This window comes from Flavobacterium sp. Sd200 (genome assembly GCF_009826935.1).
In the GTDB taxonomy this organism is placed as follows: domain Bacteria; phylum Bacteroidota; class Bacteroidia; order Flavobacteriales; family Flavobacteriaceae; genus Flavobacterium.
In genome coordinates this window covers 427,977-446,875 of the sequence record NZ_WUMN01000003.1, presented here as the reverse complement: position 1 = coordinate 446,875, position 18,899 = coordinate 427,977, and the positions used below count along the sequence as shown (strand labels likewise).

Annotated in this window: 14 protein-coding genes; 6 read left to right on the top strand and 8 right to left on the bottom strand. The window is 40.1% G+C overall.

Annotation, left to right across the window (positions count from 1 at the left end; all coding sequences use genetic code 11):
- Window positions 1-41: 41 nt before the first annotated feature.
- The 3 genes from GR160_RS11155 to hpt are packed head-to-tail and all read right to left on the bottom strand — an operon-like array spanning window position 42 to window position 2,463.
- Complete coding sequence (locus tag GR160_RS11155; protein ID WP_160749945.1) at window positions 42-1,319, bottom strand: hemolysin family protein; 1,278 nt, start codon at window positions 1,317-1,319, stop codon at window positions 42-44.
- A gap of 15 nt (window positions 1,320-1,334) precedes the next feature.
- The gene (locus GR160_RS11150; protein ID WP_160749944.1) at window positions 1,335-1,907 is read right to left on the bottom strand and encodes an adenylate kinase; all 573 of its coding nucleotides are present in this window, start codon (window positions 1,905-1,907) and stop codon (window positions 1,335-1,337) included.
- A 28-nt stretch (window positions 1,908-1,935) separates the two neighbouring features.
- Window positions 1,936-2,463, bottom strand: a complete 528-nt coding sequence (gene hpt, locus GR160_RS11145; protein ID WP_160749943.1) for a hypoxanthine phosphoribosyltransferase — start codon at window positions 2,461-2,463, stop codon at window positions 1,936-1,938.
- Between the two features lie 182 nt (window positions 2,464-2,645).
- On the opposite strand from hpt, the gene GR160_RS11140 reads away from it, so the two are divergent.
- From GR160_RS11140 to GR160_RS11125, 4 genes are all read left to right on the top strand, one after another.
- Window positions 2,646-3,920, top strand: coding sequence for a sorbosone dehydrogenase family protein (locus tag GR160_RS11140; protein ID WP_160749942.1), 1,275 nt, complete (start codon window positions 2,646-2,648; stop codon window positions 3,918-3,920).
- A 264-nt stretch (window positions 3,921-4,184) separates the two neighbouring features.
- Window positions 4,185-6,320: a TonB-dependent receptor gene (locus tag GR160_RS11135; protein WP_160749941.1), complete on the top strand. Its 2,136-nt coding sequence runs from the start codon at window positions 4,185-4,187 to the stop codon at window positions 6,318-6,320.
- Window positions 6,321-6,443: 123 nt separating this feature from the next.
- On the top strand, window positions 6,444-7,877 hold the full coding sequence (locus GR160_RS11130; RefSeq protein WP_160749940.1) for a T9SS type A sorting domain-containing protein: 1,434 nt from the start codon (window positions 6,444-6,446) through the stop codon (window positions 7,875-7,877).
- Between the two features lie 293 nt (window positions 7,878-8,170).
- Window positions 8,171-8,722, top strand: a complete 552-nt coding sequence (locus GR160_RS11125; protein ID WP_160749939.1) for a hypothetical protein — start codon at window positions 8,171-8,173, stop codon at window positions 8,720-8,722.
- A gap of 461 nt (window positions 8,723-9,183) precedes the next feature.
- On the opposite strand, the gene GR160_RS11120 is transcribed toward GR160_RS11125, so the two are convergent.
- The 4 genes from GR160_RS11120 to GR160_RS11105 form a co-directional block, all read right to left on the bottom strand.
- Entirely contained in the window at window positions 9,184-10,473 is a 1,290-nt protein-coding gene (locus GR160_RS11120; RefSeq protein WP_202390767.1) for an MFS transporter, read from the bottom strand.
- Between the two features lie 179 nt (window positions 10,474-10,652).
- Window positions 10,653-11,360 carry an SRPBCC family protein gene (locus GR160_RS11115; RefSeq protein WP_160749938.1) on the bottom strand — a complete coding sequence of 236 codons (708 nt, stop codon included), beginning with the start codon at window positions 11,358-11,360 and terminating at the stop codon, window positions 10,653-10,655.
- Between the two features lie 183 nt (window positions 11,361-11,543).
- On the bottom strand, window positions 11,544-11,981 hold the full coding sequence (locus GR160_RS11110) for a hypothetical protein (protein WP_160749937.1): 438 nt from the start codon (window positions 11,979-11,981) through the stop codon (window positions 11,544-11,546).
- Window positions 11,982-12,131: 150 nt separating this feature from the next.
- Window positions 12,132-15,482, bottom strand: coding sequence for a T9SS type B sorting domain-containing protein (locus tag GR160_RS11105; RefSeq protein WP_160749936.1), 3,351 nt, complete (start codon window positions 15,480-15,482; stop codon window positions 12,132-12,134).
- A 226-nt stretch (window positions 15,483-15,708) separates the two neighbouring features.
- On the opposite strand from GR160_RS11105, the gene kynU reads away from it, so the two are divergent.
- A complete protein-coding gene (kynU, locus tag GR160_RS11100) occupies window positions 15,709-16,992 on the top strand; it encodes a kynureninase (RefSeq protein WP_160749935.1) in 1,284 nt (427 codons plus the stop codon).
- Between the two features lie 48 nt (window positions 16,993-17,040).
- The gene (gldA, locus tag GR160_RS11095; protein ID WP_160749934.1) at window positions 17,041-17,949 is read left to right on the top strand and encodes a gliding motility-associated ABC transporter ATP-binding subunit GldA; all 909 of its coding nucleotides are present in this window, start codon (window positions 17,041-17,043) and stop codon (window positions 17,947-17,949) included.
- Between the two features lie 198 nt (window positions 17,950-18,147).
- On the opposite strand, the gene GR160_RS11090 is transcribed toward gldA, so the two are convergent.
- Entirely contained in the window at window positions 18,148-18,897 is a 750-nt protein-coding gene (locus GR160_RS11090; RefSeq protein WP_160749933.1) for a head GIN domain-containing protein, read from the bottom strand.
- Window positions 18,898-18,899: the final 2 nt, after the last annotated feature.

The following is an 18,899-nucleotide window of genomic DNA, read 5'->3' as shown; positions in this document are numbered from 1 at the left end:
AGTGAGGTTTACCTTATTTTTTTAACAAAATTGCTTTAACGCTATTCTTTCAGCCTGCTCACGCGCACCTTATCTATCTTAACTCCATCCATATCCAATACTTCAAGCTCATACAGGTGCCATATCAGCTTTTCGCCTTCTTTGGGTATATAGCTAAGCTCAGTCATTATAAGGCCGCTCACAGTAGTAACCTCATAATCAGTAGTAAGTTCATCAAGATCGAAATACGTTAAGAAATCGTGTAACGGATAATGTCCGTCTACCAACCACGAACCGTCTTCATTGGCTACAAGCTTAAACTCGTCTTCATAAAAGTCGGAAGCATCGCCCACTAAAGCCTCAAGAATATCGTTCAGGGTAATAATTCCCTGAAAAACACCATACTCATCGGTTACCAACGCATAATGCACTTTTGTTTTTTTGAATATTTCAAGTGCTTTGTAGGCCGATGTATGTTCTATAAGATATACGGGCTCTACAACAATATCCTTAAAATTAAAATTGTCGTTATCGTAGTTAGCAAAAATATCTTTTAGTTGCACTACACCAATAACATCGTCAAGACTGTTACCTTCGCACACAGGATAAACCGAATGCAACTCTTCGAGCATGGTTTGTTTAATACTGTCTTTAGTGAAAGAAGTAGACAAATACGTTACCGATTTACGGTGTGTCATTAACGAGTTTACTTTCCTGTCGCCAATATGGAAAACGCGCTCCATAATGTCGTGTTCAATTTCCTGAACCTCTCCCCCTTCGGTGCCTTCTTTAATAATGGCTTTAATTTCCTCTTCGGTTACTTTTCCATCTGCTGTTGGGCGGATGCGGAACACATTCAGCACAAAATCAGTAGATGTTGTTAAAAGCCATATAAATGGTGCTGTTACTATAGAAATAAACTTCATGGGCAGGGCCACCATTTTTGCAATAGCTTCAGGATAGTTAAGCCCTATCCTTTTAGGCAGCAGTTCTCCCAGCACGAGCGAAAAAAACGTTAGTATAACTACTACTATACCTACCGACAGGTTTGCCGAATAAGGCTTCAGGGCATCAAATCCATCAAGAAAAAGTTTTACGTCGTCGGTCACTTTATCACCAGAATAAATACCGGTTAAAATACCTATAAGCGTAATACCTATTTGTACGGTAGAAAGGAATTTGTTTGGCGAATTGGCAAGATCCAGCGCCGCCTGTGCACTTGGATTGCCTTTTTTTGCAGCGGTTTCAAGGCGGCTTTTACGGGCAGATATAAGCGCAATCTCGCTCATGGAGAAAACGCCGTTTAAAATGATAAGGAAAAATATTATGGCTATTTCCAAAGTTGGGGTTTTTAGTTAGAGCGTATCGATTACAGAACTTAATCGATGTGTAATTTCGGCTATTTCGCCTATTCCGTTTACCGGATGGTATTTGCCCTGTGCTTTATAATACTCAATAAGCGGGGCTGTTTTTTCGTTATATTCCTGGTAGCGGTTACGAATAAGGTTTTCGTCCTGGTCATCAACCCTACCGCTTGTCTTACCTCTTTCAAGCAGGCGTTGTACAAGTACTTCATCGTCAGCTTCAAGAGCAATGGTAGCCGTTACGCCCCAGCCTTTAGTCGCTAAAAAAGCATCAAGCGCATCGGCCTGTGCTGTTGTACGTGGAAAACCGTCAAACAAGAAACCTGCGGTATCGGGGTGTTTACCCACCTCATCTTCAAGCATTTTAATAGTTACTTCATCCGGAACTAAATCGCCTTTATCAATATAGGTTTTGGCAAGCTGCCCTAACTCGGTATTATTTTTAAGGTTAAATCGGAAAAGATCGCCGGTAGAAATATGCGTCAGATTGTATTTTGTTTTTAAAAATTCAGCCTGAGTTCCTTTCCCTGCTCCGGGTTTTCCAAAAAGTACAATATTTTTCATTGTTGTGTATAAAAGGTATAGTTTATTTTTATTTAAGCTGGTATATTTCAGGCAGGTTGCGTCCCAGTCCGTCATAGTCCAAGCCGTAACCCACTATAAATTTATTGGGTATTTCAAACCCTACATAATCCAGCGGTATATTTTTGGTGTAAGCTTCGGGCTTAAAAAACAGCGTGGCGATTTTTAGCTGCTTTACGTTTTTATTTTCAAAAAGTTGTATCAATGCCTCTATGGTGTGGCCTGTATCTACAATATCTTCAATTAAAACAACGCTTCTGCCCTCAAGGTTTTGGCTAAGCCCTAAAAGTTGCTTTACCTCCCCGGTAGTGCTTGTCCCTTCATAAGAAGACATTTTTACAAAATTAATCTCGCAGTCTTTGGTGTAATGCTTTGCAAAGTCTGAAAGCACCATAAAAGACCCGTTAAGTACCCCTACAAACACGGGGACCTCCCCTTCCAGGTCTTCCTCGGCCTCTTTGGCCATGCGTTTCACAACGGCATCAATTTCTGTTGCAGTTATAAAAGGCACAAATTGTTTGTCATGAAGCTGTATCACGATAGAAATAGAATATAATCTGCAAATATACTAATTCAGCAACAGCCAGTTAACGCATTAAGTTTATTTTGTAATAATTTTATTAATGTTAAATAATATCTAATATTCAAGCCATTACCCTATCAAAGCTTCAACAAATAACTAATTTAGACTCATAATTATTTATTTGCAACTATACATACATGAAAAATACAGCTACTATACTTGCCCTTACAGGCCTTATAATGATTATCGGCTGCAAAAAACAGCAGGTTAGCAAAGAAGAAAAACAGGAGGCTAAAGCCGAAGGCAGCACAACCGTGCAAACAGCTATTGGACCTTTGGAGTTGCCTGCACCCTTTGCCACCGAAAGCGTTACCAAGAACAGTAAAATGGTGGACTGGGAAAATAACATCCCTAAAGCCCCGGCTGGATTTACCGTTACGAAATTTGCAGGAGATTTGGACAACCCACGAAATACTTACATAGCGCCCAATGGAGATATTTTTGTAGCCGAAAGCGGCACCGTACACAGTGCTGATCGTATTACACTGTTTCGAGATAAAGATAAAGACGGCACTTTTGAGACCCGTGTGGTTTTTGCCGAAAAACTAAAACAACCTTACGGCATGCTGGTTCTTAAAAACAGCTTTTATGTTGCCAATACCGATGGGCTGTACCAATATCCCTACAAAGAAGGTGACCTAAAGCTTACGGGAACAGGCAAAAAAATAGTAGAACTTCCGGCAGGGGGTTACAACAACCACTGGACGCGCAACCTGATTGCCAATGCCGATGGCAGCAAAATATACATATCGGTAGGTTCTGGCAGTAATGTGGGCGAGAACGGTATGGAGTATGAAGTGCGCAGAGCCGATATACTGGAAGTAAACCCCGACGGTACAGGCGAGATTATCTATGCCGCAGGGATTCGCAACCCCGTGGGCATGGACTGGAACCCTGTTAATAAAGAACTTTGGACAGCCGTTAACGAACGCGACGAACTGGGCGACGGTCTGGTGCCCGACTATGTTACAAGCGTTAAAAAAGGAGCCTTTTATGGCTGGCCATATGCTTACTTTGGCCCTATCGAAGACCCACGCATGAAAGGAAAGGCACCCGAACTTGTGGCTAAAACTATCGTACCCGATGTATCGGTTGGGGCACACACGGCATCATTAGGTATTGCGTTTTATACCGGTAACACCTTTCCTGATAAATATAAAAACGGGGCGTTTGTAGGGCAGCACGGCTCGTGGAACCGCAGTGTGCTGAGCGGATATAAAGTGCTTTTTGTTCCGTTTAAAGATGGCAAACCCAGTGGTCAACCCGAAGATTTCCTTACCGGGTTTATTGCAGATGAGGAAAAAGCCAAAGTATATGGCCGCCCTGTAGATGTAACGGTAATGAACGATGGGTCACTACTGGTCAACGACGATGCCGGAAATACATTGTGGAAAGTGACACCGAATAAATAGCAATCTCAGCGGTGCCGTGTACCTATAACAATAGTCCTCTCCCCCAGCCCCTCTCCCAAGGAGAGGGGAGCCAACGGACGGGTACAGTACGGCAATAATTTACATTTGTACAGTATAAAAACATCTGAGTGTAGCTGCTCCCTCCCCTTCGGGGAGGGCTGGGGAGGGGAAAACATTACGATGATTTTCGTACAGAAAATATCAAAATAACTCAAAATCCTGCGGTACATTTACTGTCAGGATTTTTTAATGTTAGCCAACCACATGACTATAAAACCATTTATCTTTTTATTGATACTTATATCTGTAGGGAAATCTTTTGGGCAGGATACTATAAAAAACATCATCAAAGATAGCATTCACTATGACTTTGTGGATCGTGTATCCGGTATAAAAATAACTACTGAACTCCAGCCCGTAACCATAAGCAACTACCATATAAATGACAGCCTCCTAAATGCTCCTGCAAGCATTGGCATACTTACCCAACAGCAAATACAACGCAATAACAATGCTGACATATCACCCATACTAAACACGCTTCCGGGAGTATTCATGCAATCAGGGGCTATTAATACCAACCGTATTTCCATTCGGGGTATTGGCGCACACACGCAGTATGGCACCAATAAGATCAGGGCTTTTTATGGTAGTATCCCGCTTACATCGGGTGACAGCGAAACCACTATTGAAGACATCGACCTGCAAATGATAGATAATATAGAGGTTATAAAAGGGCCTTTATCGAGCCTGTATGGTGCGGGGCTTGGCGGGGCAATACTTATAAATCCGGCGCATGCCGTTACAGACGGAAGCCGTGCTATGGTAAGCACCACCATAGGCTCCTACGGGTTGGTTAAAAACACCGTAAACTATGGGCTAAATACCAAAAAAAGCAGCCTGAACCTTAGCTACCACAAACTGGAAACCGACGGCTACCGCGCTAACAGCCACTATAACCGCGAGGGTGTTACACTTGCTGGGGAACTCTTCCGTGCCGAAAAAAGCAAGCTGACGTATTTTGGGAATTACACCTATATGAAAGCCTACATACCCAGCTCTGTCAACAAAGCAACTTTTGAAAACAACCCACAGGCAGCTGCACCCACCTGGGCAGCCGCCAAAGGCTATGAGCAGTATGACTCTTATTTAGGTGGACTGGCTTATGACTGGCAGGTAGTCGATTGGCTAAAAAACTCTACATCAATATTCATAAACGCAAAAGACAGCTACGAGCCGCGCCCGTTTGACATCCTTGCACAGGATAATACAGCCTATGGGGCGCGTACGCAGTTTTTTGGAGACTTCAGCATCGGCAAAATGAAATCGAACTTTATTGCCGGGCTTGAATATTTTAAAGACGGATTTAGCGGCGGCACTTTTACCAATCTTTACGAAGACAACAATGGCAACGGCACACTACAGGGCAGCAGGCTAACCACCAGCGAACAGGACCGTAATTTTATAAACGCCTTTGCACAGCTTAGGGTTCAGCTTTCAAAAAAGTTTGAAGTACAGGGCGGGGTTAATTACAACAAAACAAAATTTGATTTAAACAATACTTTTCCTGTTGAAACACAGTCAGACGAAAGCTATAGCCATAACGGGATATGGTCGCCCCAACTATCATTTCTTTATAAGCCTTCCCCGTTGCAAACCCTTTACGCATCGGTTAGCCGTGGGTTTTCCCTCCCATCGGTAGAAGAAACGCTGACTGCCGATGGCACTATAAATTCTGAAATCAAACCGGAGAATGGTTATAACTTTGAAGTGGGCGGTAAATTCTATCTTGCCGATAAAAACCTGTATGCCGAAATTTCAGCCTATCATATGCAGATAAAAGACCTGCTTGTGGCACAACGCGTGGGCGACGACCAATATGTAGGCATCAACGCCGGCGAAACACTCCATCAGGGTATAGAAGCATCTGTAAACTACAATTGGCAGGTAACCGAAAAATTTGCTATACAGCCTTATGCAGCCGCATCTGTCGGGAATTATGAGTTTAAAGAGTTTATTAATAACGATATTGATTATAGCGGTAATCGACTTACAGGCGTTCCCAACAACAAAATTAATAGTGGGATAACGATAACTATACCGCATGGGCTGTATTTTAGTGCCGATTATTATTATACCTCCCGAACCCCAATAGATGATGCCAACACGGTTTATAGCGACAGCTACAGCCTGATCAACACAAAATTGGGTTGGAAACAGGAACTCTTTAAAGGATTTACAACACAGCTATCGGCAGGGATTAATAATGTTACCAATACTCATTATGCTTCGATGGTGCTAACCAACGCCACAGGAGTCAACGGAGCGGCACCACGCTATTATTATCCGGGCCTACCCACAAATTATTATACAAATATTGCAGTAAGCTACCTTTTTTAAGAGGGTGTGTCACAAAATGTCACGCAGTGTGTCACGCTTTATCACACTACATCATAGGCTTTTACTCATTTGAATGGTTAATTTTATCCTCACGAACTATTTAACAGTAAAAAAACAAAAGCTATGAAACGATTATTACTATTTATGCTTTGCCTTACAACAGGGTTGGGTGCATTTGCACAGGCTCCTGTTATAGAAGGCGACGTAATGCTTTGCCCTGACACGAACGGCACAGCACGCATTACAAACGATGCTACCTACTCATCTTATCAGTGGTATGGCAAATACTGGTTTTTGCCAGGTGATTTTGAACCTATAGAAGGAGCTACATTAGCAGAGTTTACTTATGATTGGTACACCTACGACCAAATGCAGCTTAAAGTAGTTGTTACCGAAGGTAACGAAACTTTTGAATCGAATGTTATACAGATAGACAGCTACGCATGGGCTTCGTTACTTGTAAGCACTACTACAAGTGGCAATGTAACCCAGGGCGAGTATCCGGTATACCTGCTCTGCGAAGGCGGGTCTATTACCAACACAGTACTTGAACCTTATACTATAGTACAATGGTACAGAGATGGCGAGCCTATTGAAGGTGCAACGGATGTATCGTACACTATTACTGAACCGGGAGAGTATCATGTAGTAGCTGCTCCGGCCGTTTGTCCAAACAGCACAAGTACTTCATTACACACCATTGTACAGGCGAATCCTGACTGTGAGAGCGTAAGCATAGTTCCTGTTATTAATGGCTCAAATTTAATGATGTGCCCCGATACTACTGAGCAGGCATTTATAGCTGATGGCCTTGTTACTTACGACAGCTACCAATGGTATTATAAATACTGGTTCTTATCAGACGACTATGCACCTATCGAAGGCGCTACTGACAGCACTTTTATGTATGACTGGTATACTTACGATCAGGCTCTTTTAAAACTTGTGGTTACTCTTGACGGTCAAACCTACGAATCAAACTCAATACAGATTGACAGTTATAACTGGGTATCGTTAAGCTTTACAATGGATTTTAACGAGGGAGTAACCCCTGATGATGCAACACAAACCTATTTGCTTTGTCCTGATGGTGCAATTACCTGTACATTGCCGGAGCTTTTCTCTGAAAACATTCAGTGGTTCAGGGATGGCGAGCCAATTGAAGGTGCCAACCAAAGGGTTTATGTAATTACTGAAGAAGGAAGTTATTATGTTGAGGCATCTCCAAACATTTGTCCTTTCAGCAGCAATTCAACAATAGGCACTCCGGTTCCGGTGGGCACAAACACAGAGTGTACAACAGGATTGGATAATGTAAATTCAAAATTTGTTACACTATATCCAAACCCAGCAAACACATCACTTAATGTAGACCTTAGCCAGATCAGTGGATTTGAAAACTACACTATTTATGATGTTACAGGTAAAAAACTGCTTGACGGCAACATTGAAAGTTCTTTAACTACTATTAATATTGCCGGCCTTAGCGCAGGAAGCTATATTATAAAACTAAATGGCAGCGTTGGCCAAGCCTCTAAAATGTTTATTAAACAATAAACAACACAACCACAATTTTAGAGTTAGGAGAACGGGGCATTGTGCCCCGTTTCTTGTTTTTGTATATTTATGTCAATATTAGTATATTTTAGCCTAAATATTTTGTCACGCAAAGGCGCGAAGACGCAAAGCTGTATCCATATTGTTGGCTGCTTTGGGCAACTGTAAGTCGCAAAGCTTTGCGACTTACAGTCGCTTGGATTACTTCTTAAATTTTCTTCTTTGCGCCCCTGCACCTTTGCGTGAAAATAAATATAATAAGAAATAGTTTTAACCATTACCCTGAATATAGAATGGGAAGCAATTTTAAACAACTCGTTGCCAATAGTACCGCACATCGACCAGTGCGCGATATGTTGAGCGGTATGGTAATAAACAATAAAGACCTGCTGCACGAACTAATGGCAATGGCTCTTGACACAACAAATAAAAATCACCATAAAGCCTGCTGGTCATTGGAACTAGTAATGGAAACGCATATAGTGTGGCTAAGTGATTATCTTGATGTTTTTTGCAAAAGGCTTTCAACTTTAAAGCATGAGGGAGCCCTTAGGTCAGTCTCTAAAATTTGTCTTTTTGCAGTACAGTATGATAAAAAAAGCAAAGGATTTCTAAGCCCGAAAAATTTAGAGTTAATTATTGAAAGTTGTTTTGACTGGCTTATAGACCCTAAAGGAAAAGTAGCAACCAAAGCTTATACTATGAGAGCGTTATACATCTGTGGTGAAAACAACGATTGGATATACCCTGAACTGCAACGCATTTTACAGGAAGATGCAGCTAAACACACTGCGGCATATAAAGCAGCAGCAAAAGAGGTGTTACACAGAATATCTAAAATTTAAATTTTAGTACTTACAATACAGGGTTATAGCCTCATCAACCATAAACAGGAATATCCAAAATAATTTTGAAAGCAAAATACTACAACTTAAAAAAACGATAACGTTATAGTAATTACAAAGAATATTATATTTTACACAAAATTAACAACTAGTTTTAGTAAAACCGATATTTAATTTCTCAACAAATAACAAATAGTGTAGTTATTTCGCAAAAATTCAATTCGATATTTATATAATTAATATTATAACTAACTTAGTATTATATTTATAAACCATTTCGCCTGCACAAAGCAGCAGTTTTTTTTGATACTATAAACGGTTTAGAAGACGGAGGGGAACGGCTTTTAATTCCATTCAAATAAAGACCTGTTAAAAGCACTTAAAGGGATGTAAATGCAAAACGAGCAACTTTCTTCTTTTGTAAAAGCCTGCACATTTTAAATATGCAGGCTTTTTAATTATTATGCTTTTTTGGCTTCCTCTTCCTCAAAATCAAATTTCTTTAACTCCGGGGTACTAAAAAACGTAACGGCAATTACACCAAGAGTAATGCAGCCACCTGTTACCACAGCTCTTACCGTGCCCAGCCAGTGTGCCATGACACCACTTTCAAAATCGCCCAACTCGTTAGACGAGCTTATAAACATTGTATTTACTGCTGCTACCCTGCCCCGCATGTGATCGGGCGTTACAAGCTGCAATATGGTGCTCCTTACCACTACGCTAACGGCATCGCACATGCCCGAGAGTAACAGCATACAAAAAGAGAGTATAAAGCTTGTAGACAACCCAAACACAATAATTGCTAAAGCATAGCCTGTTACCGCAACAAACAATTTTTTACCCGGATTGGTTTTAAGCGGCATAAAAGCCAAGAGTCCAAGTGTGACAAGTGCCCCCATGCCGGGTGCCGACCTTAGCAGCCCGAAGCCTACTTCATCGGTATGTAAAATTTCCACCTGAAATACGGGGAGCAATGCCACGGCACCTCCAAACAAAACAGAGAACATATCTAACAACTGCGCCCCTAATAATGCAGGTGTGCGCACTACAAACTTTATGCCCTGTGTAAGGCTTTGCAGCACGGGTTCCTTTTCTTTTTTAAGTATGGGCTTGGTTTTTATATAAAGTATAGGTATCAGCAACAGCACCTGTATGAGCACTACCAGGAACATACCTGCAATTACACCATCAAAGGCTATCATAACCCCTGCCGCTAATGGCCCCATCACACTCCCGGTTTGTGCAGCCATACTGCTCCAGCTTGTTCCATTGGCATACAGCTTTCGCGGAACCACAAGTCCAAACAACGAAAACAACGATGGCCCCATAAAGGAGCGAATAATACCGCCACAGAATACTAAAAAGTAAATAATATACCGGATGGTATCTACGCTCAGCATGCTCAGCGAAAAAGGCGTGGTTAGTGTAAACAGGCTCGACCCCAACACAATGTAAGACACTATACAGAGCAATACCATTTTGCGTTTTTCATACAGGTCTACAAAATGCCCTGCAAACAAAGAAAATCCTATGGCCGGAATTACTTCAGAAAGCCCTACAAAGCCCAATGCGAGTTTGTCGCGCGTAAGATGGTATATCCAGTAAAATATAATGGTAACCTGCATGTTTAGAGTAAAAAGCAACCCGAAACGCACGCATAGGTAGGCTAAAAATTCGTTATATTTTAATACGGGGTTCTTTTCAAAAAAGCCAGATGGTAAGGGCTCGTTGTTAGTATCCTGCTCCAAAATTTATCAGGTTAAGTATTTGATGTACAAAACTACAACATAAACAGTTTACCGAACATTAGAAATGATGAATTGAATTGATGAAGGGGAATTAGGTATTAGGTACTAGGTACTAGGTCTTGGGATCCAGACGCATAATGCCTAATACCCAACACTTAGTACCCAACACCTAAAAAACCTTACGTATATATCGCTACAGTTTCCTGCTGTAATTTTTGAGGCGTTCCGGTTTCCATATAACGTTTAAAGCCCATAATATCATTCCTGACCAGCTTCTCAAATAATGGGTTTAGCAGCCTTGCCCCTTCTTCAATAGCTCCTCCGGCAGGCGCGTGATATGAAAATGATACATGCAACAATGTCCCTAATTCTCCGGCATCTTTAAATTCTACTTTACCGGCATTCCATATAGACGATCCTGTAACCGACCTCCAACCAATAAAGCGGTGTGGTTCTTCAGCCACTATTTCAGACCTCCAGCTTAATGTGCTGTTCAACCCCGGCACTTTAACGTTCCATTCAGACAGCGTATCGCTTAAAACCGTTACCCCTTCCAAATGCTCCATAAACAAAGGCAGGTTGCCCAAATGCCTCCAAAAATTGTACACTTCATTTACAGGCCTGTTCACTATCAGTCTTGCATGAACGTTTATATTATGGTTTTTGGCTCTTTCAGGTTTTAAAGCCCTATCTTCATTGTTATCTATAAATCCCTTAACCCCTTTATATATCATAAAACCGGCAGCAGCAATTTCGGGCAACGATTTTTTTTCTTTTTTAAGGGCATCATAAAGCAGGTATGCCCCCCCAAGTACAGAGATCGCACATTCTACATTACCTATGGCTTTATCGGTTTTTATAACGCTTAAGTTGGGTGGCTGTTCCATAATTTTAAGAGTGTTGTATTATCTAAAAATACTAAACATTAATTGAGTAATAATTCTGTTTAACACTCTGTTAGCTAAAAACAAACATTACTGTTCTATTTATAAAAACAAGAGGCTGTCTCAAAACAAAAAAATGCTTTTGAGACAGCCTTCCAACACAAATATTACTAATATAAATACGGATTATGGTCTTGGCGGCGCAGCCGGAGTTACCGTTGTGCCTGGTGTAGTGGTAGCCGGATTAGTGGTTGTTGGGGTTGTAGTGCCGGGAGTGGTAGTAGCTCCGGGGGCTGTAGTTGTATTAGATGGCATTCTGGTAGAGGTAGGTGGCACAGGGCTTGCCGGGGTTGTTGGCGGCGGTGTAGCTGTTGTACTTGGGGTTACCCCATTAGACGGAGTTGTAGTTCCGGGCATTGTAGATGAGGGCGACGTTGTTGCAGGGCTAACAGTATTTTGTCTGTTAGTTGTTGTGCTCCTCGTTGTTGATGTTCCTGCCGGAGTGGTAACACGGGTATTACTGTTAGTAGTACGTGAACGGCTTGTTCGGGTAGTATCGGTCTGTGCCTGGGTTGCCAGGCCAAATGCCAGCACTGCCCCAAGCGTAAAAATTAACTTTTTCATCTTATTGCTTTTTTGTGGTTATAGCATAAAATTACGCAGGGCTTATTACTTAACCCTCTAATTTTATTTTAATTAACCTTACTTTAAGCCTGTTTTAGCAGCCTTTACTAAATACTGTTAAAGGCTCTTACAGTCTGCCCCACATACTATTTATCTTAAGAGTGAAAAATGTCCTTTAAAATCGTCCCCATTATTTCTTGTTACTAAAAACCAATAATCACCAGAAGGAAGTTCATGTCCATTAAAAGTACCATCCCAATATTCTTTATTATTAAGCTGCTTAATCAGCTTTCCATAACGATCAAATATAGAAACTTTAAAAGTTGAATATAAATGCGAAAATTTAATTGCCCAGACATCATTTACACCATCTCCATTTGGAGTAAAATATTTAGGGTACGTAAGCAAGAAGACATCCTTAGTTGTAATACCGCAATCGTTCTTATCCCGAACATAAACTTTATAGACTCCGGAGGAAAGATTAGTAAATAGATTACTTTTCTGATAATTTATTCCATCTAATGAATATACATAATCTCCCAAACCTTCAGTCTTTATTTCTATTATATTATTTGGTTCGGCAAAATCTTCAATTAAAACGTCCAATATTGTGGCTGCGTTAGACAACACAACATTAATTTTCTTTTCGGCAGAACATATTATATTTCCATAATCTTTTGTTACAGTTACAGTATAATTTCCTGGCTTATCAACCACTGTAGTATTTGTCCTATCACCATTAGACCATAAATAGCTGCTAAAACCATTACCCGCACTTAAAGTTACATTTGTATTTTCGCACAAAATGATCGTTTCAAATACTGGTGTAATGTCTGGAGACTGTAAAAATATAAAAGAAACTGTAGCAATACTAAAGCAATTATTCGGAGATAAGACAGCTACATAAATTACAGTACTGTTTGCTACTTCATAATTATTGTAATTAGATATTTGGTTTAAAAGACTAAAATTTTGAGCCTCTGTAATTGAGCTAAAATAATAAAATGTATAGTTAGCAAAGTTCGCAATCAGATGTTGATTGTAGCTCTGTAAGTTTATAATTTCCTTACCATTATTTTCGACATCACATAAATAGGCCGTGTAATCATTTACAATAGGAGGTTGAATATAATCTGAATTAAAATATACAGTAGCTGTCTGAGTAATGCAATTATTATGTTTTTTAGCCAAAATATTAAACACATAATCTCCTGATAAATTATAAATACTATTATTTTCAGACCATGTCAATCCATCGTCAAAACTGTAAAGATCAGCTGGAATGTCAATCGTTAGACTCCCGTATGTATCGCAACCTGCATTTTTTATTTCATAATTTGGTGTAATATTATTAAAATTCACCAATTCTACAACCATTGAATATGATTCACAATCAATTCCATTCCTGACTTTTAAAGCGTAATATCCCTCTCTAAGATTATTAAATAAAGGGTTTGATTGCCATGTTCTGCCATCATCTATACTGTATTCCAAAGCCTGAGTTGTAATATTTATACTCCCGTTATTTGAACAGGATGGATTAACATCTATATGGTTAATTGTAACGTCAAGTACATAATCGCGTATAACGATTACATTTGGCCTTGAAGTACATCCTTCACTGTTTTTTATAACAATATAATAATATTCCGGAGATAGATTTACGGTATTATCAGTTGTCCACGTAACACCATTATCATAACTATATTCTAAGGCCGGAGTCACCACTGTGACATATCCCGACACTCCGCAATCAGGCTGAACAACTACCACTTCAGGCATTGGTAAATAATCTCTTACAATATAAACAGCTTTTGACAGAGAAATACAACCAAGATCATTTTTTACCATCACATTATAGACTCTCTCTTCCAAATTAGTAAATATTGGATTTGAAGACCATGTTATTCCTCCATCTATGCTGTAGTATTGCATTCCAGGTGTCAGGATGGTAATAGTACCTTCGTTTCCACAACCGGCACCTGTTGATGTTACATCTGGCTCAGGGAAAAAAAATGGACGCATTACAACAGTAGTAAATCCCAAAATACAGCCTATCAAACTTTTTATTTTTACTTTATATTCAAAATTATAGTTTGGTGGCAAATCGCTCAAAGTATTATTGGTTGTCCATGTTATTCCGTTATCAAAACTGTACTCCAAAGCAGGTGTAGTCACTGTTATAGATCCATTAGTATTGCAGCCCGGCTGAATTACATTAAGCTCAAAACCAACAATAGGCGGAAATGTTAACACCACCCTTCTGGCACCAGAAATACAGCCATTCTTTTTGATTATCAATAATATCCTGTCAGCAGCAGTATAATTACCTTGGGAAGGATTTGAAGACCATGTGACGCCATTATCAAAACTATATTCATCGGCGACCGTAGTAATAGTTACTGTTGTCCTACCCGGAAAACATGGCGACTGATCTATGGAATATTCAGGAAAGTCCAATACTTTGTCTATATTATAAAAAGGACTTATTTTACACGAACCAGCATTATCAACCTTAACCTGATAATTTGCTAAATTGCTGTCATTAAAATCAACATGTAAAGCTGCATCAGTAGCTCCTGCAATTGCAATACCATCTCTGTACCATTGATAAATATTCCCTGAACCTGAAACAGTCTCTGCAGTTAATGTTAAGGTATTATCGCAAAAGCTACCAGTACTGTTTATTTTTACACCTAAATCAGATACTGAATTTAATACCACATTATCAAAATAGAAATAGGGAAAACAAGAAGAGTAGTCATATTCTTTAACGTAACTATCCGGCAGTACATCTGGCGGTCCTAACATAATAGAATTTAAATCCTCTAATGGTGTAAATATAACAGATAACTGAGTCCAGTTTTTAGATGGCAGATATGTTACAGTTCCTAAAGATCTCCAGCCCGAGGGCAGATCATAAGTATCTTCAAAAGCTCTATCACAAACCCTTTTTCCATACAGAGTTATATCAATTCGTCCGGCGTTCAAATTTCCATTATTGCAAACCTGTCCTCTATTAGGGTCTGTAGACAATATTCTTCCTGAGGTAGAGGAAGCAATATCAAAATTAAGCTGATATGTTGTACCTGCACGCAGGGTTGCCGTTGTACAAGCTGCTATAAATTCTTTATAATCCTGTGATACCAATATACCGGCAACGCCATTTCCGTTGAGGGGTGGCAAAGGGTAAATCCCGGCATCTGTAGCAGAAAGGGGTACAAATCCGCAACTGTTAATATAATCCGTAGAAGCATCATTAGGTAAAAACCATCCGGTTGCTGCATTGAAAAGAGCAAAATCGTTTGGGCAAAAATTCATTTGCTCAAAATCATGATTATTTAAAAGACTTGTTACAGAATTACTGCCGCAGGCACAGTCTTCATCATTTAAATCAATTTTGCCATCTCCATCGTCATCGATGCCATTATTACATATCTCCTGTCCAAAAACTGTGACAGACAATAGAATGCAGAACAAAACATATTTAAAGCGATACAAAATGAACATTTTATTGTTAGTGTGGTGATAATCGCAAATATAAAACAATAATCATTCAACAACTGGAATAGTTAAATATTATACTTTTTAGTAACAAATCTGTATTTAAATTTTGTCAATCAATAATAACACACTCCTAATTTCTCTAACATTATCATCTAACAATTTTGTATTTCGCCGTTTTTTATTAAATGCTTATTTTTACCCCTGCACAAACACACGACAAATGGAATTTTTAAATACGCGCGAATTTGCGCAGCAGCTTGATGCTAAAGATAAACTGGCAAAATACAGAGACGAATTTTTGTTTCCGCATGTAAACGGCAAACAGGTAATTTATTTTACAGGAAATTCGCTTGGCTTACAACCTAAACGTACCAAAGCCTATGTAGACGAGGTTATGGACGACTGGGCCAAGCTTGCCGTAGAAGGTCATTTTTATGCCAATAAACCATGGTGGGATTATCAGGAACGATTTGCAGCACCACTCAGTAAAATTGTAGGGGCATTGCCAACAGAAGTTACCGTAATGAACACCCTTACTGTAAACCTGCACCTGCTAATGGTTAGCTTTTATCAGCCAACAGAAAAAAGGTTTAAAATTATTTGCGAAGAAAAAGCTTTTCCGAGCGATCAGTACATGATAAAAAGCCAGGTAAAGTTTCATGGCTACAACCCTGACGAAGCTATTGTAGAAATTAAACGCAGGCCAGGCGAACACAATATACGCCTTGAAGATATACTTGCTACCATAAATGAGGTGGGCGATGGGCTGGCACTATTGCTTATTGGGGGAGTAAACTATTATACAGGTCAGATTTTCGACATGAAAACCATTACCAAAGCAGCTCAGGATAAGGGTGCTTATGTGGGCTGGGACCTTGCCCATGCTGCAGGGAACATTAATCTGGAACTGCATGAATGGAACGTAGATTTTGCGGCTTGGTGCAGTTATAAATACATGAACTCGGGTCCGGGCAACGCATCGGGTGTGTTTGTACACGAAATGCACCACAACGACCCCGATTTGCCTCGTTTTGCAGGATGGTGGGGCCATAATAAAGAGCGCCGTTTTTTAATGGAGCCTAATTTTGATCCGGTTCGCGGTGCTGAAGGATGGCAAATCAGTAACCTTCCGGTACTGTCACTTGCTCCTTACCTGGCATCGGTTGAGATGTTTGACGAAGTGGGCATGCCAGCGCTGATACAGAAAAGAGATTCTATTACATCTTATCTGGAGTTTATACTGCATGAAATTGACCGTGAGGTAAACGGCCATTTCGAAATAATAACCCCTGCTGAACCAAGCGAAAGAGCCTGTCAGTTATCAGTATTTTTGCATGGCGAGGGCCGTTCTCTATTTGACTACCTAATGAAAAACGGTGTAATAGTAGACTGGCGTGAACCCAATGTTATACGCCTGGCCCCGGTGCCGCTGTATTGCTCTTATGAAGACATGTATGAATTTGGGCAAATCCTGAAAACAGGAATTTTATCACATAAAAAATAACGGTGACAACCATCATTTTTCTCACTATTTTTGCTAAAAAACAATGCCATGTCTATAGAGGTTAAGGATATTACTAAAAGTTACGGAAAACAAAAAGCGCTCGATGCTGTTTCGTTTTCTATACAACCGGGAGAAATTGTAGGTTTCCTGGGGCCTAACGGTGCCGGAAAATCGACGCTCATGAAAATCCTTACCACCTACATAGATGCCGATGGTGGGCAGGCCATTGTAAACGGTAGCGACGTTAGCACAGATCAGAAAGCGGTGCAAAGATCGGTAGGATATTTACCTGAACATAATCCACTCTACCTTGACCTGTATGTGCGCGAATACCTTTCGTTTAATGCAGATGTTTATAAGGTAAATAAATCGCGTATCGAAGAGGTAATACAGCTAACAGGACTAACACCCGAAGCCCACAAAAAGATCAGTGCATTATCTAAAGGATACCGCCAGCGTGTAGGGCTCGCAGCAGCATTGCTTCACGATCCCGAAGTTTTGATCTTAGACGAACCTACTACAGGATTGGACCCGAACCAGCTTGTAGAGATACGCGACCTGATTCGCAACATAGGCAAAAACAAAACCGTGTTTTTGTCTACACACATCATGCAGGAAGTAGAAGCTATCTGCGGCCGTGTTATTATTATAAACCATGGCAAGATCGTGGCAGACAACAAACTGGGCACACTTGTTGATGACAATAATAAGGAAGAACAGATAATTGAAGTTGAATTTGATGCACCGGTCAATGCCGAATTGCTGGAAGGTATTCCATCAATAATATCCTACACCAATACTCAGGGGAATGTATGGGAACTGATCTTTGCAACAGAACATGACATGCGCCCTTTGCTATTTGATTTTGCTACCGAAAACGGACTTAAAACATTACAGCTGACACTTAAAAGCAAGAACCTGGAAACTGTATTTAGAGAAATGACTAAAAAGAAATAAATGCGGTATATTATCGTGGTGGACTACTGAAGAGGATAAAACTCCGGTTGAAGCAGGTGCGGAAACAAGCAGTAACACTACACAAAACAACTAATTATGTGCGGAGTACAATTACAATGGTGGGTAGATGCCTTTGAAAAAGAGGAAACAGATATACCTACTACATGTCAAAATAACAACAGTAGCTGTTAGCAGCTTTTACTCATAAACCACCTGCCCTGTATAAATGCGGTTTACCGCTACAACAGGAGGGTGGTTTTTTAATACCAAATTACCTGTACTGTACAGCGTTCCCGTTACTTCCTGCTGTACGTTTGCAATAATATCGTTAGTGCTGCGATGAAAAACCTGTAGCTTTTGCACCGTCAGGCCACTTCCCTCAAACCGGGCATCTCCGGCATAAAAGTTTACCGTTAGGTTATCTGTACTTCCGTTAATAACATAATAGCAAAACTGATTATCCTGCACCGTAAGATTCTGACAATTAACACTTAGCTCAAACGTACCTGATGCCGTTTCACTTAAAATGCCCGACATTAAAGAAAGTGACGTAAACTCCAATACTCCTTTAGACTTTACAGCAAACTGTGTTTCCGAATATATACTCTCCAAATGCGGCGTGGTTACATGCACTGTAGTACTCTTATAATCGCGCACCCAATTGCAGTTATTGTCATTCTTAAGCAGCAGTTCGCCATTACTGACAGTTACCGAAATATATTCTTTTATATTCTTACCTGTTTCTATGGTTACTTTTTGTTCGTCTCCCTGTTCAATTATTAGTTCTATCCCCACGCCAACCTTTATAGAGGTAAAATCAGCTACAGGCACATCATAAGCAACAACGGCTCCCATATTTTTAAAACACTCGGGCATCAGGTCGCTGTTGCAGGCCGAAAACACCTGAAACAACACAACAACTAATAAAATGCGAAGTTTAAAATTCATAA